A 19,491-nucleotide genomic window follows, 5' to 3' on the forward strand; every position below is an offset into this window, starting at 1 on the left:
GGGTTTGGGGCCGCTGCGCGGCCCAACGCAGGGCAAGCCTGCTCGCCACAGCAAGCCTGCTCACTACAGAAACGTGTTTTGGCATGAACATGGAGAACGCCCAATGAAAACCGACCAATTGCGCACCCTGCAGACCTTGCGGGTGCTGCGCGAACAACGTGCCGCCAGCCAACTGGCCGCCCAGCAACAGCGCTGCGAGCAGACCCATGGTGTGTTGACCGATGCCAAGGAGCAACTGCGCCTGCACCGTGAGGCGATTGCCGAGGAAGCCCGTCAGGTGTACGCCTCGCTCACCGAGGGCCTTTCGGTGGCCAGCTGGCAGGCGGCCCAGGACCGTTTGCGCGGGCTGTCGGATGACCAGCAGCAGCTGGAAAACGACGTGACCCACGTGTCTATCACCCTGCAAAGCCAGGAGCGTGAGCGCGACCTGTTTCGCCAGGAGCGCCTGAGCCGCCAGCGCCAATCCGATGCCTGGCAGAGCCTGCTGGAGGGGCGCGAAAGTGATGAGCGCCGGGTCGGTGAACTGCGCGATGAAGGCACCGGCACATGATCGCAGCCCTTGCCGATCCGCTGTCGCCCTGGTTGACGCACTACGACCCGGCCTTGCTGGCGCTGCATAACCAACTGCATCGCCGGCGCCGCGCCTGGCAGGGCCGCTGCGCCGGGCAAGACCTGCGTGTGAGCTGGGCTGCTGAACCGCAGCCGCTTGATGCGGCACGCGAAGTGCTGCTGTTGCTCGGTCGCGCGCCGGTGCGCCTGCGCCTGTCGGCTGCGGCATTGGAGCAGGTGTTGGTGCCGCTGGCGTTGCAGTTTGACGTGCAGCTGCTGCCGGCGCTGCCGCGTGCATTGCTGCTGGAACTGGCGGTACTGGACCTGATCGAGCGTCTCGAACCGCTGCTGGCCCAGCCGCTGCAATTGCTCGAAGCGGCGCAAGACCGACAGCCTTATGCGCTGCATATGGCGCTGGAATTGACCTTCGCCAACCAGCCCGCCATGCACGCGCAACTGGACCTGAGCGAAGGCGCCGCCGTGCTGTTGGCGCAATTGCTGGATCAACACGCCGAGCTTGAACCCGACCCATTGCCCGACCTGCGCCAGACCCTGACCGTGGTGGCCGGGCAGCAGCACTTGAGCCTCGGTGAACTGCGCAGTTTGCGCCCCGGCGATGTGCTGATGCTCGAACCCGGCCCGGGTTTGCTGATGGAACTGGCGGGTCGCCTACAGGCCCGCTGCCAATACCAGGGTGAAGTCTTGCGCTTGCAGGAAGCCTTGCAAGCGCCTCTTTTGCATATGGAGAACACAATGACTGATGTTGATGCGGCTGCGGCCCTGGATGATCTACCGCTCAAACTGGTGTGCCAGGTCGGCAGCCTGGAGCTGACCCTGGCGCAATTGCGTGAACTGGGCGCCGGCAGCGTGTTGCAGCTCAATACACCCGGCGTGGACAACGTCGACCTGATGGTCAACGGGCGCCGCGTCGGCCAGGGCCAATTGGTGAAAATCGGTGACGGCCTGGGTGTGCGCCTGCTGAGTTTCGCCACCCCATGACCGGTTATCAGCCCAACCTGATCGAGATCATCCTGGTCGTTGCGACGATCGGGCTGATCCCGTTGGCGGTGGTGACACTCACCGGTTTCATGAAGATCTCGGTGGTGTTGTTCCTGATCCGCAACGCCCTCGGGGTGCAGCAGACCCCGCCGAACCTGGTGCTGTACGGCATCGCGCTGATCCTGTCGGTGTACGTGACCACGCCGTTGATTGGCGACATGTACCGGCAAGTGGAGGGCCGCGACCTCAATATCGAACATGTGGAGCAACTCAAGGACCTGGGTGATGCACTGCGCCCGCCCTTGCAGGCGCACTTGAAGCGCTTTGCGAACGAGTCCGAGCGTGGCTTTTTTGTGCAGGCCACCGAGACCATCTGGTCGCCGGAGGCGCGCGCCGACCTGCGCGATGATGACCTGGTGGTGTTGATTCCGGCGTTCGTCAGTTCGGAGCTGACGCGGGCTTTCGAGATCGGCTTTTTGCTTTATATCCCGTTCCTGGTGGTGGACTTGCTGGTGTCCAACGTGCTGATGGCGATGGGTATGTCGATGGTTTCGCCGAACCTGATTTCGATTCCGCTGAAGATCTTTTTATTCGTGTCCCTGAGCGGCTGGTCGCGCTTGATGCACGGTTTGATTCTGAGTTACGGCTGAGGCGCGACCCATGGGCCAGGATGTTTTCCTGTCATTGATGAAACAGGCACTGATGACGGTGCTGATGCTCTCGGCGCCGGCGCTGGGCGTGGCGATTATCGTGGGTTTGAGCGTGGGGCTGTTCCAGGCACTGACCCAGATCCAGGACCAGACCCTGCCGCAGGTGGTGAAGCTGGTGGCGGTACTGCTGACCATCGTGTTTCTCGGCCCGGTATTGGCCGGGCAAGTCGCGGAACTGGGTGGCCAGGTGCTGGACAACTTCCCGATGTGGACGCGCTGACCGCCCATGGATGCCAGCCTGACCGCGCAGTTTCTGGAAGTCGCCTACCCGGTAATCAGTGCTGCCTCGCTCGCCGCCTGCCGGGCCATGGGCGTGGTGGTGATCACCCCGGCGTTCAACCGCCTGGGCCTCACCGGCATGATTCGCGGCTGTGTGGCCGTGGCGATTTCCATCCCGATGTTCTTTCCGGTGTTCGATGCGCTGACCCACATGCCCGAACACGGCAGCGTGTTTATCGCCGGCTTGCTGATCAAGGAGTTCCTGATCGGGATTCTTATCGGCTTGCTGTTCGGTATTCCGTTCTGGGCGGCGGAAGTGGCGGGGGAGTTGGTCGACCTGCAACGCGGCTCGACCATGGCGCAATTGGTGGACCCGCTGTCCACCGGGGAATCGAGCGTGATGTCGACCTTGCTCACGGTGATGCTGATCACGCTGTTCTTTATGTCCGGCGGTTTTATCCTGATGGTGGACGGCTATTACCACAGCTATCAGTTATGGCCGGTAACGTCGTTTACCCCAGTGTTTGCAAGCTCGGCGTTGCTGGCGGTGCTGTCGATCCTCGATCAGATCATGCGGGTTGGCGTGCTGATGGTTTCGCCGTTGCTGATCGCGTTGCTGGTCACCGACTTGATGCTCGCGTACCTGTCGCGGATGGCGCCGAACCTGCATATTTTCGATTTGTCGCTGCCGGTAAAAAACCTGTTTTTTTCAATCCTGATGGTGATCTATATCGGCTTTTTGATCCCGCTGATGCTCGACCAACTGGCCGAGTTTCGTGGCACCGTCGAGCTGCTTAAAACCCTGGCAGGCATGGAGTAGCCCATGGCCGATACCAGCGAAGAGAAATCCCAGCCGGCCACGGACAAAAAGCTCAGCGACGCGCGCAAGAAAGGCCAGGTTGCCAAGAGCCAGGACCTGGTGTCGGGCATGGTCATTCTGTTCTGCACCCTGTGCATCTCGATCCTGGCGCCACGGGCCATGGCCCAGGTGACGGCGCTGATCGACCTGACCGCACAGATCTATATCGAGCCGTTTGCCACCGTGTGGCCGCGAGTGCTGGACCATGCCGAGCAGTTGATCATCGGTATTACCTTGCCGGTGATGGCGGTGACCACCGGGGTGGTGATCCTGACCAATATCATCACCATGCGCGGCTTTGTGTTTTCGGTGGACCCGATCAAGCCGGAGTTCAAACGCATCAACCCGGCGGAGGGCATGAAGAAGATTTTCGCCCTGCGCAACCTGGTAGAATTCATCAAAGGTCTGGTCAAGGTGCATGTGTTGGCGATTGCCTTCTACGTGGTCGGCAAACACGCGCTGCAGGCGCTGATGGAGTCGTCGCGTTGCGGCGCCGAATGCATGGAATCAACATTTTTCCTGGTGCTCAAGCCGCTGGTATTTACCGTGTTGTGCGCCTTTATCACCGTGGGTGCGGTGGACGTACTGATGCAGCGCTGGCTGTTCGGCCGCGACATGAAAATGACCCGCAGCGAAACCAAGCGCGAACGCAAGGACATCGACGGCGACCCGCTGATCAAGAGCGAACGCCGGCGCCAGCGCAATGAAATGCAGGCGTTGGCGACCAAACTGGGGTTGGGCCGGGCGTCGATGATGATCGGCACGACCGATGGCTGGGTGATCGGCGTGCGCTATGTGCGCGGCGAAACGCCGGTGCCGGTTATTGTGTGCCGCGCCGCGCCGGAGGAGGCATTGTTGATGTTGCAGGAGGCTTACGACTTGGGCATCCCGCACGCGCCGGACCGGGCCTTGGCGGCGGAGATTGCGCGCAGAACCGTACCCGGCGACCCGGTGCCGGATGCTTCATTCCAGGCCGTGGCGGATTGGCTGGTCGCGGCCCGCCTGATCTGATCGGTTGGACGCGGAGCGTCCTGGGCTGCATTCCCACGCAGAGCGTGGGAACGATCATCACGGGGTCAGCCGTTGTCTACATCGTGATACTCACCGCCATAGCCATCCCCGACCCGCCAGATTATGTCGTGGTTGTCATTGGTCCACTCCGACGGGTTGAGCGAATACTTGAAGTCCTCAGACCTGCGGTTATCTGATCGTTCCCACGCTCTGCGTGGGAATGCCTCCTGTGACGCTCCGCGTCACGATTGCACGGTTGGACGCAGAGCGTCCTGGGCTGCATTCCCACGCAGAGCGTGGGAACGATCATCACGGGGTCAGCCGTTGTCTACATCGTGATACTCACCACCATAGCCATCCCCCACCCGCCAGATAATGTCGTGGTTGTCATTGGTCCACTCGGACGGTTTGAGCGAGTACTTGAAGTCCTCTGACCTGCGGTTATTGCCGTCGCCGATATAGTCCGCATGGTCACGCTGGTGATCGCCGCCGTGAATGGTCGCACGGGCATCCCATTCGCCCTTGCGGAAGTCGAAAATACTCTGGTCCTGCGGCGCATCGCGCTGGCCCCAGTCGGACAGGTACGTCTGCAGCCACACATAGGCTTCATCGCCATTGGGCTTGAGCAGGCCGTCCTGTTTGAAGTCCTGGATCTGGTCCCAGTTCTGCATCGAGATCTTGTGCAGCTTGTGGGTCTGGATGGTGCTCAGAATCGCGCCGACAAATGACAAGGCTCCCGAAATCAGAAAACCCACCGGCCCCAGGAATGGAATGATGCGCCCGGTGACGCCCAGCGTCGTCAGCACACCGCCGCCAGCAGCCACCAGGCTGCTGACGCCGCCGGCCATGGACAGTGAGCCGGAGGCAATTTTGATCGGGTCTTTTTCGCGCACACCATCACGCAAGGTGAACGCCGCCTGCACCACGCTGATCACGCCACCTGCCACGTCGGTGGCCATGCCGATCACCTTGATGGCACTGCTGGCGAACTTGGCGCCAAACCCGGCGCCAGCCACGCCGCCACGGCTGGCGATACCTTTTTCAATGCCTTCCTGCACGTGCTTGGCGCCTTCATCGCTCCAGCCGCCGCTGTTGAGCACCTTGCCCACGTCTTTGCCGTCGTCCATGGCCTGGTCAACGATGTCGAAGTACTTCTTCTGGATCGCCTCGGCATCTTTGGGCAAGGCGTGGTAACCCTCGCCGGGCTTGGCCCACAGGTCGGGCAGGGAACGGTCAAAACCCATCAGCTTGTAGGCGTTGGTGCCGCGTAACTTGTCGTAGACTTTCAGGCCCAAGGTGGCGAAGTGTGAACCGGTGCCAAGGAAACCGAGGAAATCGTTGGCAATGCCCAGGCGCTTCATCGGCGTGTCGGCCAGCTTGCCGCCCTGGCCGGCGAGTTGGTAGACGATGCGGCCCATGCCGATGGCGCCACCGACCGAGCCCAGTACGCCGTTGTCCTTGAGGAAGGTCAGGTTCTTCACAAACGAGCTGCGATTTTCTTCGCTGAGGCTCGGCATGATCTCTTTGCTGACCGCGTGCTCGATATCGCTGAAGCTGATCACGCCGTTTTTTTGCCAGGTATCACCCAGCGAAACCATCGCCTTGCCGAAGTCGGCGGCGGCGCCCTTGTCCTTGAGCAACTGGTCGACGAACTTGGAATACACCCCCAGCGCCTGGCGTGGCAGGCCGTCGGCGCTGCCCTTGAGCATCGACAGGATAGCCATGGTGTTGTCGGTGGTGGCGAGTGCTGTGTTGTCGTCGCTGATCTTGCTCGGGTCATCCATCAGTTTTTCAACGGAATCGGTGTAACCGTCGATTTGCAGGTTTTGCAGGAAGTTATCGGCTTTGGCCGGGTCCATATCTGCCAGGGCGGTGTAGGCGGTCTGGATTTCCTGGGTGGCCAACTCGGTCTTGCCGTCGTCTTGCAGGGCCTTTATGTATTTTGTGAAATTTTCTGACGAGGTGCTGTCGACCAGCTTCTGGCGGACTTCATCGACCTTGGCCTGGCCACCGTCGACCTTGCCCAGCGCGGCATCGTGGTTGGCCTTGATATCGGCCTGGATGGTCGAGTCGCCGAGCAGCTCGCTGATGCTCTTGTCGATGGCCTTGGTGTCCAGGATGTTGTCGCGCACATCCCGGGACGTCACGTCTATCGGCGGGGTGGCGGTGCCCTGGTTGGTGAAACCGTGCTCGGGAATAATCGACATGCCGTTGTCGGCCATGCTCTTGGCTTCCACCGCACGCAGGAACTTGGCGCGTGGGTCGTCCTTGCCGATGCTGCCGTCCTTGACCCCGGCGCGGTAGCTGTCCACCAGGGTTTTCATCGACAGGTCCTGCACCGACAGCGGGTTGCCGCTTTCATCTTTTTCGGTGGTGGTGAGGCTGTCGACGGAAACGTCCTTGAGCGGCGGCAGCCCATTGTCGGCGCGCAGCTTGTCGACATCGGTGGTCTGCTGCGCGATGTCGGTGCGGTAGCCGGAGATTTGCTCGAACATCTGCGGGTTGGTGTCTTCACTCACCACGATTTTTTCTTCGGCGCCGCCCGGCTTGTGCTGGGTGAAGGCGATCAGGCCGGGGCCGTAATCGCCGACGCCACCGACGCTCATGATGTCTTCGGTGGAGGCCAGGTAGGCATCCGGGCCGGCGAGGCTGTAGCCGTCGCCCTTGGCTTTTTCGATCCCGGCCAGGCTCTGGCCCTTGCTGGCGTAGGCGGCGAAGGCTTCGGGAGTGATGTCCTTGGACACCACCAGCAGTTTGCCGTCGGCCTGGTTGACCACCAGGATACCGTCCATGGGCGCGTCGACTTTGCTGATGTCGGTGAGCTTGAGGCTGGCTTCGTCCTTGCGCAGCAGTTCCTGGCCGGGCAGGGACTGGGCGTTCTTGATGTAGTCGAACGCTTGCGAGCCCTCGCTGGCGTGCACGGCATGCAGGAAGTTGTAGACGCTGGTGCCGGCATTCGGATTGGGGTTGCTCAGATCGGCGCCGGGCTGCGGCAGGGCGGCCTCGGACTGGCTGATCATGTACTTCTTGCCTTGGTGTTCGAACAGAATGACCCCGGATTTCGGGTCTTCGGACACGACCTTGAGCTGGCTGAAATCCAGGTCGCCGGGCAGGCGGGTGACTTCTTCATAACCTTTGGATTTGCCGTCGTTGAGGGCTTGCTTGGTCACACCGGCGCGGGTGTAGCTGGCGAAGGCTTGCGGCGTGAGTGCCTCGGCAATCACCAGGGTCTGGCCGTTTTCGAGGCTGACATCGACTACGCCGTCGTGGGCTTCGCCGACTGATTTGATATTGGCCAGGCGCACGCCAGGGTCGTCTTCGCGCAGCAGTTGCTGGTCGGGGCTGCTCAGGGCCTCGCGGATGGCTTTACCGGCGGGGGTGCCTTGGGTTGCGGCGAGGGTGTGCAGCAGGTCGTACAGTGGCGTGCCTGCGTCTGGGCTGCCCTGGTTGACGGGCGCTACGGCGTGGCCGAAGTGCAGGCCTTTGAGGGTGTCGAAGCCTTCCTGAACCTTTTCCGCGTTTTCGCGGGTGATCTTGAGTTTGCTGCCGTTTTGTTCGAAGTAGATGACGCCGGTGTCTTTGTCTTCCGAGATTACCTTGAGGGTGTCGATGTCGAGTTTGGCGGGAAGGGCGGTGACGTCCTTGTAGTCCTCGGGTTTGATTTCGCTGGGGGTTTTCAAGCTTTCGCCGGGTTGAGCGGCGAGCACTTTAGGCTTGAAGGTTTTATCGCCTGACCCGGCGGCCGCCATGGTTCTGGCTTGGTTGAGCAACGCGTCGAAGACATGCTCTGGTGCTTGGGGTTGCGCTACGCGTGGGGCGGTGGGTTTCTCGGGTCGGTTGATCATTGTTCAGTCCATGTGAATAGGGTGCACTTGGACTGGATAGTAGGCGGTGGGGCAGCGTGAAAACGTGATTAGTGATGAGATCGCACAAGCTTTCACAGGTGTGAAATGGTGGGGGTGTATATCCGTTATTCGGGGTGATGGCTACTTAGGGTTCCGCCCTGACGGCGGGGCACTTTTGTAAAGACCGGAATGCCGGCCCAGACAAAAGTCCACTAAAAGGTCTTCGCCCCAATCCGAAGCTGCACGCGGTCAACTGTGGGAGCGGGCTTGCTCGCGAAGGCGGTGTATCAGTGACGGATGTATTGACTGACATACCGCATTCGCGAGCAAGCCCGCTCCCACATTTAAACCGCGTTGCATCAGGTAGATATGTTTTTGCTTTGCACTTGATCTGGCTTTTGCGTCAATAGCGAGGTGCCGGGTGGTGGGGCGAAGTCCATGGTTACTTTTGGCTGGGCCGGCATTCCGGGCGTTTGCCAAAAGTGACCCGCCGTCAGGGCGGAACCCTAAGTAGCCATCACCCAAATAATGGATATACACCCAACCCAACCCAACCCATCACCGATGCTGAAACCGCGGCAACGCAGCAATCCGCAACTTAGGCTCCTGCAACCGCGCCAAGTCAGTTGCAATCTGCGCCCGCCAAAAATGAGCCCCTGCCAACTGCGCATCCACCCACGCCTGGCGCAGCAGCACCTTGGCCTTTTCCACCGACCCGTAGCTACCCTGGCGCAAGATCAGCTGCGCCTTGATCCGCAGCATCTGCGGCACAAACCAGCGCTCATGACGGCCAACCGCCAATTGCAGCGTATCTTCCAACACTTCCAACGCCAGTTTTTCCAGGCCCAGGCGCGCCAGGCCCAAGGCGTATTCACAACGCAGCAGGCTGTAGAGCTGGCTGTCACCCTGGCTTTGCAAGTGGTGCAACGCTTCGCCCAATTGCGGTACACCCGTTTCCGGTGAGCCCTCGCGGATCAGCAGGATGTTCTCGAAGCACAAGCGAAATTGCCGCCAGATCGGCAGGTCCTGACGGGCAGTGCTGCTTTGCAGCAGGCCCAGGTAATAGCGCAGTTTTGGCAAGTTGGACGCCAACAGCGCCAGCGGCAGCGCGCCCAGGCACAGGGTGTACCAGAGGGTGGCGGGGTGGTCGAGGCTGATGGCGTCGTCCACACAGCTGGCGATCAGGCGCAGCGCCGGGTCGACATCGCCTTCGAGCAGTTGCACCTTGGCCTTGAGGCAGCGGGCAGCAATGCGTTGGTCAAAATGCACGTCGATGATGTGCGAGCGCGGTGCCGACGGTGAGCCAAGGGCTTCATCGATGTTTTGCCGCGCGCCCAGCAGGTCGCCCATATGAAACAGCGCCACGGCGCGCATGCGTTTGCCGAGCAATTGCTGGTTGCCGCTGCTGTTGAGGGCGATATAACGCTCGGCCAGTTCCAGGGCTTCGGTGTATTGGTTGCAGCCGCAGCGGTCGGTCCACAGGCCCCACAAGGCACGCATTTTGTGTTCGGCATCGCCCAGGTCGCGAGCATCTTCGCGGACTTGGCGCCAGGCTTCGCGCATTTCTGCGCCGGTGCCGTAGGTCAGCATCAGCACGCTGGCCAGGGCGGTTTGCAGCAGCATGCGCTGGCGTACGGCCAGAGGCGCGACGGCGTCGCTCGCCAGGCCCTTGTCGACCCAGGTGCGGCACTCACTGACCCGCGACAGGCGCAACCACAACGGCACGCCGCCCAGGGTCAGTTCGATGGCCAGGGGCAGCTCGCCGCTGGCGGAATAGGCCCAGTCCAGAGCCGAGCGAATGGTGCTGTTTTCGGGGCCGTAGAGGGCGATCCAGGTGTCTGGCGACAGGCCGTCCAGGGTTTGCCCGGCTTCTTGTAAAACGCCGAGGGCATAGTGGGCGTGGCGGCGGCTGGTGGAATTGACTTCGCCGTGTTCTTCGAGCTTTTCCAGGGCATAGGCGCGGGTGGTTTCCAGCAGGCGATAGCGTTTGAGCAACTGCGCCTCACCGGCAATCAACAGCGATTTGTCCATCAGGCTTTCGAGCAGCGGCAGGGCGTTGCGTGGGTCCAGGCTGCTGCTGGCGGTCATGGCCTTGACCGCATCCAGGGTGAAGGAGCCGGTGAACACCGCCAGTTGGCGCAACATGGCCTGCTCCTCGCCACTGAGCATCGAGTAGGTCCAGTCCAGCGTGGCACTGAGGGTGCGATGGCGGGCGAGGGCGGTACGCCGGCCGGTCATTTGCAGGCGGAAACTGCCGTCGAGCAGGCCGACCAGGTCCTGGACGCCAAAGGTACGTACCCGCGCGGCGGCGATCTCGATGGCCAGTGCATTGCTGTCGAGTTTGCGGCAGATGGCGCAGACCGCCGCCACATCGGCGTCGTTGAACACAAAGCCAGGGTCGAGGGCGCGCACGCGCTCTACAAACAGGCGCACGCCGGACCAGGCCAGTGCCTCGCTGGCGTTGAGGCGGCTGTGTTCGTCGGGCACTTCCAGCGGCGCCAGGTCATGCACCCGTTCACCGTCGGCGCGCAGCGGCTCGCGGCTGGTGGTCAGCACGTAGCATTGCGGGGCGCAGCGCAGCAGGGTTTCCACCGCGTCGGCGGCGGCCGGCAATACGTGTTCGCAGTTATCCAGTACCAGCAGCAGGCGGCGCTCGGCCAAGGCGGCGGCGATGGTCGGCAGCGGTTCAGTGCTGATGGTCTGGATACCCAGGGCGCTGGCGAGCATGCCGGCCACCCATTGCCCGCTGGTGGCGGGCGCCAGGTCGACGAAGCAGGTGTCGAGCTTGAATGCATGCGCCAGCCGCTGCGCCACGGCGGTGGCCACGGTGGTCTTGCCGATGCCGCCGGGGCCGGTGAGGGTGACGAAGCGCTGGCTGAGCAATTGTTCGGCAAGGCTTGAAATCAGGCTGTCGCGGCCAATGACCTCGCAGGACGGCACGTGCAGCGCGGGGTCTTCAGCACGTGCAAAGGGCACCGGCAGGCTTTCTTCGCCGGCGGTTTGCACGGTCACCGGCGCCACAAAGCGGTAACCGCGCCCCGGCACGGTGACGATATAGCTGAAGTTGCCATCGTCGCCCAGTGCCCGGCGCAACGCGACGATCTGCGCACGCAGGTTGCATTCCTCCACCACCACCTTGGGCCAGGCGAAGGCGATCAGTTCGGTCTTCTCCAGTAATTCGCCAGCACGGGTGGCCAGGGCAATCAACAGGTAGAGGGCGCGGCTCCCCAGGCTGACCGGCTCACCGTTACGCAGCAGTACGTGCTGCCTGGCCAGTAACAGGAAGGGGCCAAAGCCCAGGACATGCTCGGCGGCTGCCGGGGTCGGGTGATCGGTGTCCATCAAGGACACTGCGTGGTTCTTGCTCGAGCTCATCAATTCGTCCTTTTTATAGTCGGGCTTGTTATTGGCGATCAGGCCATTCGCCCTTTTTGGGGTGCAGATGTGCAGCAGCAGTCTTGGAAAGTTGATGTCGATCAAAAAGTCGGAAAGGCCGCCCTCCTTTGGGGCGTAGTCGTTGTTATAGGCGTTCCACGGAGCCTGTTTCAGTGGATGAGACTGTCTCAAAGCTGAAACATTTTATTACCAGAAACCCTGATAAAGCAGAATGTATGCCAGTTGGCATGTAACGAAGATGACAACAACCGCATGAAATTTATGGTGATTTTTAGGGTCGTTGGCGACCTGGGGATGCCGTCGTTCGGAAACACGAATATTTCTAATTGTGTCGTTCGGGATGCCGAATAAAACGCTGGTGATTTGACGGTGGTTTATTGGCTTTGTATTACAAAGTATCCCTGCACCACCTTGATACATCGGCATGACGTTCTGGCGTACCGGCGACACAGACCGGATACACGCCTGGCTTTAACTCTGTTCACCAGCTGGCGCAGGCGGTCACCCACCGCCACACGCGCCCTGGCCACACTCAGTCAAGCCAGGAGATACACCGATGAAGCGACCCTACGCGGCCCTTGCGGCCACTTTCGCCCTGTCCCTCAGCGCCTTTGCAGCGATGGCCCATGCCGACGAGGCCAGGCCCCAGGAAAAATGTTTCGGCGTGGCCCTCGCCGGTGCCAATGACTGCGCCGCCGGCAAAGGCACCTCGTGCGCCGGCACCGCCACTGCCGATTACCAGGGCAACGCCTGGGTATTGGTCGACAAGGGCACCTGCACCCAGATCAAGACGCCCAAAGGCTTCGGCAGCCTGACGGAACAGCCGTGATCCAGCGCCTGTTGCCCCAGGCGCTGCTGTTGCTGGTGGCACGGCTGGGTATCGCGGCGGTGTTCTTTTTGTCGGGGCGTACCAAGGTCAGCGGTTTTCTAAGCCTCAAGCCGTCGACCTACACCCTGTTCCGCTCGGAATACGCCTTGCCGCTGATCCCGCCGGACTGGGCCGCGCACCTGGCGACCTACGCCGAACACCTGTTCCCGCTGTTGCTGGTACTCGGCCTGCTGACTCGCCCGGCGGCCGCCGCCCTGCTGGGCATGACCCTGGTGATCGAGGTGTTCGTATACCCCGAGGCCTGGCCGACGCACCTGACCTGGGCCGGCCTGTTGCTGCCGCTGCTGGCCTATGGCGGCGGGGCGTGGTCGCTGGATCGCCGGCTGTTCGGCAAACCTTAACAACCTTGATGGAGATACCCGATGCGCATGCTTTCTGCTTTGGCCATGGCCATGGCCCTGACTGTCCCCGTGCTGGCCCAGGCGGCCGATACACCGCTGCCCGGCACCGGTAAAAGTGTGGTGATCGTGCCCGGCTCGTTTGTCGACGGTTCCGGCTGGCGAGTGGTACACGACATCCTGATTCACAAGGGCTACAAGGTCACCGTGGTGCACCAGGGTCACGAAAACCTCGCCGCCGATGTGGCCGAGGCACGTGAAGTGCTGGAGCAACAGGTCGGCCCGGTGGTACTGGTGGGCCATAGTTCCGGTGGCGCGGTGATCTCGATTGCCGGCGACCGCGACAAGGTCAAGTCGATGGTCTACGTCTCGGCCCTGCAGCCGGAAGTGGGCGAGAACATGGCCCAGTTGATCGGCTCCATGCCGGCGCCCAGCGATGACATCAAGCAGAGCCGCGACGGCCACCTGTTCTTTGATCGCAGCAAATACAACGCTGATTTTGCCGCCGACCTGACCCCCAACCGCACCGACTTCATGGCCGCCTCCCAAGTGCCGGCCACCACCGCCTTGTTCGGCGGCACCGTGTGGGCGGCGGCGTGGCATAAAAAGCCGACGTATGCCGTGGTGTCCACCGAAGACCGTGCGCTGAGCCCCGCGCTGCAACGCTGGATGTACCAGCGGGCCGGTTCCAAGGTCACCGAAATCAAGGCCAGCCACTCGGTGTACATCGCCCAGCCTGAGGCGGTGGCGAAGGTCATCGAAGACGCTGCTTCCGTTATCAAATAATTGCTCTCACCCCACACAGCACTCAAAGAGGAAATACCCATGAACACCGCACTCAAATCCCGTCTGAGCCTCGCCGCTGCCGCCGCCCTGATTGCCATGGCGTCGGCGTCATTCGCCAGTGCCGCCAGCGCCGCCGACCAACAGGAAAAACCCGGCCGCTGCTACGGCGTCAACAGCTGCAAGGGCGAAAGCCTGTGCGCCACCGCCAAGCACGACTGCAAGGGCCTTAACAGCTGCAAGGGTGAGGGCGTGATCGTCAAGACGCCGTCTGAATGCCTCAAGGCCGGCGGCACGTTGACTGAGCCGAAATAAATCCACCCGGCGGGACTGAGCCGGGCCCGCCACCTTTTTGCGAAGGTCTGCCATGTCGACATTTAACCCGCGCTTTTCCGGCTACGGCCTGGGGCTGCGCAAGGAACATTACGGCGACTTCCTGGAAACCTCGGTGCCCGTGGATTTTGTCGAAGTGATCTCTGAGAATTTTATGCTCGCGGGTGGGCAACCACGGCACATCCTGCGCCAGATCCGCGAGCGTTACCCGGTGGCGCTGCATGGGGTGTCGATGTCAATCGGCACGGCTGAAGGGCTGGACCAAGCGTACCTGCGGCGCCTCAAAGCGCTGGTCGATGAAGTGGAACCGCTGTTTGTCTCCGACCACCTGAGTTGGTCGCGCAGCGGTGGTTTTAATGCCCACGACTTGTTGCCGGTGCCCTATACCGACGAGGCTCTGGACTGCGTGTGCGCCAATATTCATCAGGCCCAGGACGTGCTCGGCCGCACGCTGCTGGTGGAAAACCCGTCCAGCTACCTGGCGTTTGACGGGGCCTGCATGAGCGAATGGGCATTTATCACCGCGATGGCCGAGCGCACGGGCTGCGAGTTGTTATTGGACGTCAATAATGTGTTTGTCAGTGCCAGCAACCATGGCTTTGATGCTCAGGCCTTTCTCGACGGCATCCCCGCCGAGCGCGTGCGCCAGATTCACTTGGCCGGGCATAGCCAGGGCCGTGAGCTGTTGATCGACAGTCACGACAGCCCGGTGTGCAGCGGGGTTTGGGATTTGTACGCCAAGGCCATTGCGCTGCTCGGGCCGGTGGCCACGATGATTGAGCGCGATGATGCGATCCCGCCGCTGGCTGAGTTGCTTGAGGAGCTGTCGATGGCACGGGCTTTGGGGCTGGCGCGATGAACCTGGCGCAGTGGCAACAGGCATTTCGTACGTGGCTGGTGAGTGCGTCGGATGACTCGGCCCGGCTGCTGGGCGACCACCACGCGGGCCTGGCGGTTTACCAGAACAACTATCGCGCGCAGCTGGTGGTTTGCTTGGAGCAGGCGTTTCCGATGGTGCGACGTTGGCTGGGAGAGGAGGCGTTCCTGGCGGTCAGCATTACCCATATCGACCAGCAGCCACCGCATGCCTGGACCCTGGACGCGTATCCCGAAGGGTTTTACGCAACCTTGAAGAGCGCGTTGCCGAATAATCCGGATGTGCATGAACTGGCCTGGATCGAATCGGCGCTCAATGAGGCGTTTGTCGCCGCCGATGCGTCACCCTTGCCGTTACAAGCCCTGGCCGAGCTGGATTGGGACAGCGCCGTTTTGCGCCTGACGCCGTCGTTGCGCTGCCATGGGCTGAGCACCAATGCTGAGGCGATCTGGTCGGCGTTGTGGCAAGACGCGGCTGCGCCGCAGGCGATGATGCTGGCAGAGGCGGGCGGCTTACTGGTGTGGCGGCGGCAGTACACCTCACGTTTACGCCAGGTCAGTGCGTTGGAACTGGAGGCCGTGTTGCACTTGCAGGCCGATGGCAGCTTTGCCGGGCTGTGCGAGTTTCTGGTGGCGCGCCTGGGCGAAGAGGCGGGTGTGGCCCAGGCCGGTGAATACCTGGCCGGGTGGTTGGGCAGTGAGTTGATCGTTGACCCTGTGGCGATTGATTGATGTGTGGCGATTGGGCTTGTTATTTATGGTGAGTGGGCCTGCTATTTATGGTGAGTGGGCTTGTTGTGGCGAGCGGGCTTGCCACAACAAGCCGTTCGCCACAACAAGTCTTTCTCCACAACAAGCCAGTTCTCCACTACAGCGCCGTTCGCAGCAGAGGTTTGGATAGTCTTAGCCATCCAAACATGAAAATTCAGACAGCCAGGCAATTGGCCACTGAAAAAAATCCGCGCAGCCCGTAATCTAATCACCTTTGCCACCTGTGCGGATTGTTCATGTCTTCTGTTGCCGATGGGTTGCCCTCCAATAAACGCTTGCCGGCGGTGATCGCCTTGTCTTTGGGCATTGGCATGGCAACCCTGGACACCGCCATCGTCAATACGGCGCTGCCGACGTTGGCGCAGGGTATCGGCACCGATTCGGCCTCGGTGATCTGGGTGGTCAACGCCTACCAGTTGGCGATTATCGCTACGGTGCTGCCGTTTGCGTCGCTCAGTGATGTGCTGGGCCACCGGCGTGTGTACCTCGGCGGTTTGCTGCTGTTTATTCTATCGTCGCTGTTTTGCGGGTTGGCCGGTTCCTTGCTGACCCTCACCGCCGCGCGGGTGGCCCAAGGGCTGGGTGCGGCGGCGGTGATGAGCGTCAACACGGCGTTGCTGCGGCATATCTACCCGTCAAAAATGCTCGGGCGCGGCTTGGGCTATAACTCGCTGGTGGTGGGGCTGGCCTTTACGCTGGGGCCGACCGCCGCGTCGGCGATTCTGTCGGTGGCGAGCTGGCATTGGCTGTACCTGATCAACGTGCCGCTGGGGCTGCTTGCGCTGGGGTTGGGCCTGCGTTCATTGCCGACGCTGCCATTGACCGGCCACGCGTTTGATCGGTTGTCGGCGCTGTTGTGTGCCGGCCTGTTCGCGCTGTTGGTGCTGGGCCTGGGGACGGCGGTGCATGGCGCCCAAGGCGCACTGACCCTCGGTTTGATTGCGGTGGCGATGGTGTGCGGCGCATTGCTGTTACGCCGTGAAGCCGGTCACCCGGCGCCGATGCTGGCCCTGGATTTGTTCAAGCGCCCGGTGTTTGCGCTGTCTTCACTCACGGCCATTTGTGCGTTCAGCGCCCAGGGCCTGGCCTTTGTATCGCTGCCGTTTCTGTTGCAGGCGGTGCTTGGGCATAGCCAGGTGGCCACCGGTTTTCTGATGACGCCGTGGCCTGCCGTGGTGGCGGTGATGGCGCTGGTGGCGGGGCGCCTGGCCGATCGTGTGTCGCTGGGCCTGTTGTGCGGCATCGGCTTGCTGATGCTCAGCGCTGGCATGGCGGCGTTGGCGACCTTGGGCAGTGGCGCCAGCGCCTTTGATATCGGCTGGCGCATGGCCTTGTGCGGCGCCGGTTTCGGTTTTTTCCAGTCGCCCAACCTCAAGGCCATCATGACCAGCGCACCGTTGGCCCGCAGCGGCGGGGCCAGTGGCATCGTCGCGATTTCACGCTTGCTGGGGCAAACGCTGGGGGCGTCGTTGGTGGCGTTCTGTTTCCACCTGTCCCTGGGCAGCGGCCCGCAATATGCGCTGTGGCTGGGCTGTGGGTTTGCGCTGGTGGGCAGTGTGGCCAGCGGGCTACGCCTGTTGCCGTATAAACACAAGGTTTAGCCCTTGTAAAACACGCGGCGGCAACGCTAACGTGGCGGCCTGAATATTTCGGGATGTTTCAGATTTATGTCCAGCCTGGCCCTACGCACTGCTGATACCACCTCCCGACGTGCCGCACTGACCCTGGCGTTATGCCTGCCCAGTGACGTGTTGCTCTACTTGCTGCTGCCCATGGAATCCCAGGCCTTCGGCATTACGCTGGCCCAGGCCGGGGTGTTGCTGGCAGCCAACCGCCTGGTGCGGATTTTCGGCTACCGCCATGTGTTGAATTTCTACGCCCGCAATGGCGACCGGCTGACGTGCATGATCGCCGCCGGCGCCGCCACGGTGTGCGCCTTGGGTAACTCAATGCTGTCTGGGTTCGCGGCCTTGTTGGGGCTGCGGTTGATCTGGGGCCTGTGTTTTGCCGCGCTGAACTTGTCGACCCAAGTGTTGGCCACCTCAGAGCCTACGGGCGCAGCGCGCAGGGCAGGGCGCTCGAGGGCGGTAATCGCCCTCGGGCCGATGCTGGCGCTGCCACTGGGTGGCTGGTTGACCCTGTGGGCCGGGCCGCGACCTATCTTTATGATTCTGGCCGGCTGCTGCCTGGTGGGGCTGTGGGTGGCGCGTGGCTTGCCAACTGGCGGGCATGATTTGCACAGCACCGGGCGCCGCTTCAAGTGGCCGGACAGCGTGGCCGTGTGGTCGTTTATCGAAGGCGTGGCGCTGGACGGGCTGTTTATCTTTGGCCTGTCGATCCAGGCGCAGAAGATCCTCGGCGGCGATGCCGTGTTGATCGCCGGTGGCCTGATGGCCCTGCGCTATGCCTCGGAAATGCTCCTGAGCCCGCTGGGTGGGCGTGCGGCGCAGCGTTTTGGCGCCACCTCGATGCTGTTGCTGTTTTCGTTCTTGAGTGCTCTGGCGCTGACGGCATTTGGTAGTTATTGGGTGATCGTTGGCGCAGCGGCGGTGCTGGTGTTGCGTGCGTTGCAGCTGCCACTGGTGACCACCTTGGTGGCCGAGCGCAACCCTGGCACGATGCGCGTTTCGGCCCTGGCGTCCAACGCGGTGTGGCGCGATGTCGGCGCCGGCCTCGGGCCGCTGTTGGCGGGGCTGTTGCTGCCGGTGGCGTCGGCGCCGTGGGTGTTTGGCCTGGCGGGCGCGGCGATTGCCGTCAGCGCGGTGTTCTGCTGGCGCGCGAAGGTATCCAACTGATTATGGGTTTTTAAAGCCTTCCAACCAGGCGGGGTCGAAGCGGGTTTGTTCGGTGTCGATCCCCAGTGCCTGCATCTTCGCCCTGTGGGCCTCCATCTCGCCGACCAGTTGCGCCTGGGCGCTGGAGTTGGCGTCCAGGTCGTGCATCTGCGTCAGGCCCAGGTGGTAAAAACGCAGGACCTTGAGGGCGGTGGGGTCGTTGGCCTGTACGCGGTCTTTGAGGGTGTGCATCACATTGGTCACGCGCATCAGGTTGCGCTTGAGCTGCCAGCCGTACACGGCAGGTGCAAGCCACTGCTGGGTCCAGAATGGGCCGCGTACCAGGGCGATGGTGATCAATACACCGGCGAATACGCCGCCGACGTTGAAGCGGAAATTGTCGCCGCCGGGTTCGCCGAACAGCATCACCGCGAAGGTCGACAGCAGCATGGCCAGGGCCATGAACAGCACGGCGATGATCAGCGTGCTGCGGCGGGTTTGTTGGCGGAAGGTGGCGGGGTCGCAGGGTTTGAGCTCGAACATCCGGGTCAGGTCTCAAGAAAGGCGGGGTGGCATCTTCGCATGCTTTGGGTAAACAAGTTGAACGATGGCTTGGGGTGGTTTCTCTAAACCTGTGTAGCCCATTTGAGGTAAGCCATCATGTCTGAGTACAAGCAACCGCCGCCGGGTACACCCAACCCTGACCGTACGCCGGGAGAGGAGGAGCGTGACAATGATGCGTTGCGGCCTAATGACCCGGCCGAGCGTCAGGACGAAGATGATGTGGAGCGGGTTGAGGAAGATCTCGAAAACCTGCATGACAAAGCGCGACCGCTATAGGTTCGGGAGGTGAGTGTGAGTAATCATCCAGAAGGCCCGGGTTCGGGCGAGCATGCGAACGGTGAGGATGAATTGGGGTTTGATCCGGATTCGCCTGATGTGTCGGACCCGCAGGTTGATCCTGTTGGGCCGGCGATTGCACCGTTGGATAAGGACAAGTCTCAGGGGAAAAAGGTGGATTATGATCCGTTGGGGGATCTTAAGAAGCCTGAGTGATCTTGAGTGTACATATCCGTTGCTGCGGTAACGGCTGCTTAGGGTTCCGCCCTGACGGCGGGTCACTTTTTGAAGGACCAAAA

General features: G+C 61.9%; 19 protein-coding genes. 16 read left to right on the plus strand and 3 right to left on the minus strand.

The window, feature by feature from the left end:
- The first annotated feature begins 103 nt into the window (after positions 1–103).
- From K0H48_RS05205 to K0H48_RS05230, 6 genes are read left to right on the plus strand one after another with little or no spacing between them, the layout of a single operon-like run.
- Positions 104–550: a hypothetical protein gene (locus tag K0H48_RS05205; protein WP_219266694.1), complete on the plus strand. Its 447-nt coding sequence runs from the start codon at positions 104–106 to the stop codon at positions 548–550.
- Positions 547–1,548, plus strand: coding sequence for a type III secretion system cytoplasmic ring protein SctQ (gene sctQ, locus K0H48_RS05210; RefSeq protein ID WP_219266695.1), 1,002 nt, complete (start codon positions 547–549; stop codon positions 1,546–1,548). Before K0H48_RS05205 ends, sctQ begins: the two co-directional genes overlap by 4 nt.
- Positions 1,545–2,198, plus strand: coding sequence for a type III secretion system export apparatus subunit SctR (gene sctR / locus K0H48_RS05215; protein WP_017137580.1), 654 nt, complete (start codon positions 1,545–1,547; stop codon positions 2,196–2,198). The genes sctQ and sctR overlap by 4 nt, the downstream gene beginning before the upstream one ends.
- Positions 2,199–2,208: 10 nt before the next feature.
- Positions 2,209–2,478, plus strand: a complete 270-nt coding sequence (locus K0H48_RS05220) for an EscS/YscS/HrcS family type III secretion system export apparatus protein (RefSeq protein ID WP_016969171.1) — start codon at positions 2,209–2,211, stop codon at positions 2,476–2,478.
- Between the two features lie 6 nt (positions 2,479–2,484).
- Positions 2,485–3,297, plus strand: coding sequence for a type III secretion system export apparatus subunit SctT (gene sctT / locus K0H48_RS05225; RefSeq protein WP_138814919.1), 813 nt, complete (start codon positions 2,485–2,487; stop codon positions 3,295–3,297).
- A gap of 3 nt (positions 3,298–3,300) precedes the next feature.
- Complete coding sequence (locus K0H48_RS05230; RefSeq protein ID WP_099550512.1) at positions 3,301–4,347, plus strand: EscU/YscU/HrcU family type III secretion system export apparatus switch protein; 1,047 nt, start codon at positions 3,301–3,303, stop codon at positions 4,345–4,347.
- A gap of 317 nt (positions 4,348–4,664) precedes the next feature.
- Here K0H48_RS05230 and K0H48_RS05235 read toward each other — a convergent pair whose 3' ends face one another.
- Both K0H48_RS05235 and K0H48_RS05240 read right to left on the minus strand, forming a co-directional pair.
- Complete coding sequence (locus K0H48_RS05235) at positions 4,665–8,192, minus strand: hypothetical protein (protein ID WP_219266696.1); 3,528 nt, start codon at positions 8,190–8,192, stop codon at positions 4,665–4,667.
- A gap of 558 nt (positions 8,193–8,750) precedes the next feature.
- Complete coding sequence (locus tag K0H48_RS05240; protein ID WP_219266697.1) at positions 8,751–11,567, minus strand: winged helix-turn-helix domain-containing protein; 2,817 nt, start codon at positions 11,565–11,567, stop codon at positions 8,751–8,753.
- Positions 11,568–12,144: 577 nt separating this feature from the next.
- Between K0H48_RS05240 and K0H48_RS05245 the strand changes: the two genes are divergently transcribed.
- From K0H48_RS05245 to K0H48_RS05280, 8 genes are all read left to right on the plus strand, one after another.
- Positions 12,145–12,417, plus strand: a complete 273-nt coding sequence (locus K0H48_RS05245; RefSeq protein ID WP_219266698.1) for a DUF2282 domain-containing protein — start codon at positions 12,145–12,147, stop codon at positions 12,415–12,417.
- Positions 12,414–12,818, plus strand: a complete 405-nt coding sequence (locus K0H48_RS05250) for a DoxX family protein (protein ID WP_219266699.1) — start codon at positions 12,414–12,416, stop codon at positions 12,816–12,818. Before K0H48_RS05245 ends, K0H48_RS05250 begins: the two co-directional genes overlap by 4 nt.
- Positions 12,819–12,839: 21 nt before the next feature.
- Complete coding sequence (locus K0H48_RS05255; RefSeq protein ID WP_219266700.1) at positions 12,840–13,601, plus strand: alpha/beta fold hydrolase; 762 nt, start codon at positions 12,840–12,842, stop codon at positions 13,599–13,601.
- Positions 13,602–13,640: 39 nt separating this feature from the next.
- Positions 13,641–13,913 (plus strand): hypothetical protein, encoded by a 273-nt coding sequence (locus tag K0H48_RS05260; protein WP_017137586.1) that lies wholly within the window; start codon positions 13,641–13,643, stop codon positions 13,911–13,913.
- Positions 13,914–13,965: 52 nt separating this feature from the next.
- On the plus strand, positions 13,966–14,790 hold the full coding sequence (locus K0H48_RS05265; protein WP_219266701.1) for a DUF692 domain-containing protein: 825 nt from the start codon (positions 13,966–13,968) through the stop codon (positions 14,788–14,790).
- A complete protein-coding gene (locus tag K0H48_RS05270; RefSeq protein ID WP_219266702.1) occupies positions 14,787–15,539 on the plus strand; it encodes a DNA-binding domain-containing protein in 753 nt (250 codons plus the stop codon). The genes K0H48_RS05265 and K0H48_RS05270 overlap by 4 nt, the downstream gene beginning before the upstream one ends.
- A gap of 275 nt (positions 15,540–15,814) precedes the next feature.
- Positions 15,815–17,179 (plus strand): MFS transporter, encoded by a 1,365-nt coding sequence (locus tag K0H48_RS05275; protein WP_219266703.1) that lies wholly within the window; start codon positions 15,815–15,817, stop codon positions 17,177–17,179.
- A gap of 66 nt (positions 17,180–17,245) precedes the next feature.
- Complete coding sequence (locus K0H48_RS05280; RefSeq protein ID WP_219266704.1) at positions 17,246–18,373, plus strand: MFS transporter; 1,128 nt, start codon at positions 17,246–17,248, stop codon at positions 18,371–18,373.
- Here the strand turns inward: K0H48_RS05280 and K0H48_RS05285 are convergent, their stop codons facing one another.
- Positions 18,374–18,895: a DUF3087 domain-containing protein gene (locus tag K0H48_RS05285; RefSeq protein ID WP_219266705.1), complete on the minus strand. Its 522-nt coding sequence runs from the start codon at positions 18,893–18,895 to the stop codon at positions 18,374–18,376.
- 117 nt (positions 18,896–19,012) lie between these two features.
- Here K0H48_RS05285 and K0H48_RS05290 point away from each other — a divergent pair, with 117 nt between their 5' ends.
- Positions 19,013–19,192, plus strand: coding sequence for a hypothetical protein (locus K0H48_RS05290; RefSeq protein ID WP_219266706.1), 180 nt, complete (start codon positions 19,013–19,015; stop codon positions 19,190–19,192).
- A gap of 15 nt (positions 19,193–19,207) precedes the next feature.
- Positions 19,208–19,408 carry a DUF6021 family protein gene (locus tag K0H48_RS05295; RefSeq protein WP_219266707.1) on the plus strand — a complete coding sequence of 67 codons (201 nt, stop codon included), beginning with the start codon at positions 19,208–19,210 and terminating at the stop codon, positions 19,406–19,408.
- Positions 19,409–19,491 lie beyond the last annotated feature (83 nt).

It is taken from the genome of Pseudomonas sp. Xaverov 259 (assembly GCF_019352915.1).
GTDB lineage: Bacteria > Pseudomonadota > Gammaproteobacteria > Pseudomonadales > Pseudomonadaceae > Aquipseudomonas.

What these genes read in the sequence shown, in the direction of transcription:
- K0H48_RS05205 (WP_219266694.1), top strand. Translation starts at nt 104, where the DNA reads ATGAAAACCGACCAATTGCGCACCCTGCAGACCTTGCGGGTGCTGCGC.
- sctQ (WP_219266695.1), top strand. Translation starts at nt 547, where the DNA reads ATGATCGCAGCCCTTGCCGATCCGCTGTCGCCCTGGTTGACGCACTAC.
- sctR (WP_017137580.1), top strand. Translation starts at nt 1,545, where the DNA reads ATGACCGGTTATCAGCCCAACCTGATCGAGATCATCCTGGTCGTTGCG.
- K0H48_RS05220 (WP_016969171.1), top strand. Translation starts at nt 2,209, where the DNA reads ATGGGCCAGGATGTTTTCCTGTCATTGATGAAACAGGCACTGATGACG.
- sctT (WP_138814919.1), top strand. Translation starts at nt 2,485, where the DNA reads ATGGATGCCAGCCTGACCGCGCAGTTTCTGGAAGTCGCCTACCCGGTA.
- K0H48_RS05230 (WP_099550512.1), top strand. Translation starts at nt 3,301, where the DNA reads ATGGCCGATACCAGCGAAGAGAAATCCCAGCCGGCCACGGACAAAAAG.
- K0H48_RS05235 (WP_219266696.1), bottom strand. Translation starts at nt 8,192, where the DNA reads ATGATCAACCGACCCGAGAAACCCACCGCCCCACGCGTAGCGCAACCC.
- K0H48_RS05240 (WP_219266697.1), bottom strand. Translation starts at nt 11,567, where the DNA reads ATGAGCTCGAGCAAGAACCACGCAGTGTCCTTGATGGACACCGATCAC.
- K0H48_RS05245 (WP_219266698.1), top strand. Translation starts at nt 12,145, where the DNA reads ATGAAGCGACCCTACGCGGCCCTTGCGGCCACTTTCGCCCTGTCCCTC.
- K0H48_RS05255 (WP_219266700.1), top strand. Translation starts at nt 12,840, where the DNA reads ATGCGCATGCTTTCTGCTTTGGCCATGGCCATGGCCCTGACTGTCCCC.
- K0H48_RS05260 (WP_017137586.1), top strand. Translation starts at nt 13,641, where the DNA reads ATGAACACCGCACTCAAATCCCGTCTGAGCCTCGCCGCTGCCGCCGCC.
- K0H48_RS05265 (WP_219266701.1), top strand. Translation starts at nt 13,966, where the DNA reads ATGTCGACATTTAACCCGCGCTTTTCCGGCTACGGCCTGGGGCTGCGC.
- K0H48_RS05270 (WP_219266702.1), top strand. Translation starts at nt 14,787, where the DNA reads ATGAACCTGGCGCAGTGGCAACAGGCATTTCGTACGTGGCTGGTGAGT.
- K0H48_RS05275 (WP_219266703.1), top strand. Translation starts at nt 15,815, where the DNA reads ATGTCTTCTGTTGCCGATGGGTTGCCCTCCAATAAACGCTTGCCGGCG.
- K0H48_RS05280 (WP_219266704.1), top strand. Translation starts at nt 17,246, where the DNA reads ATGTCCAGCCTGGCCCTACGCACTGCTGATACCACCTCCCGACGTGCC.
- K0H48_RS05285 (WP_219266705.1), bottom strand. Translation starts at nt 18,895, where the DNA reads ATGTTCGAGCTCAAACCCTGCGACCCCGCCACCTTCCGCCAACAAACC.
- K0H48_RS05290 (WP_219266706.1), top strand. Translation starts at nt 19,013, where the DNA reads ATGTCTGAGTACAAGCAACCGCCGCCGGGTACACCCAACCCTGACCGT.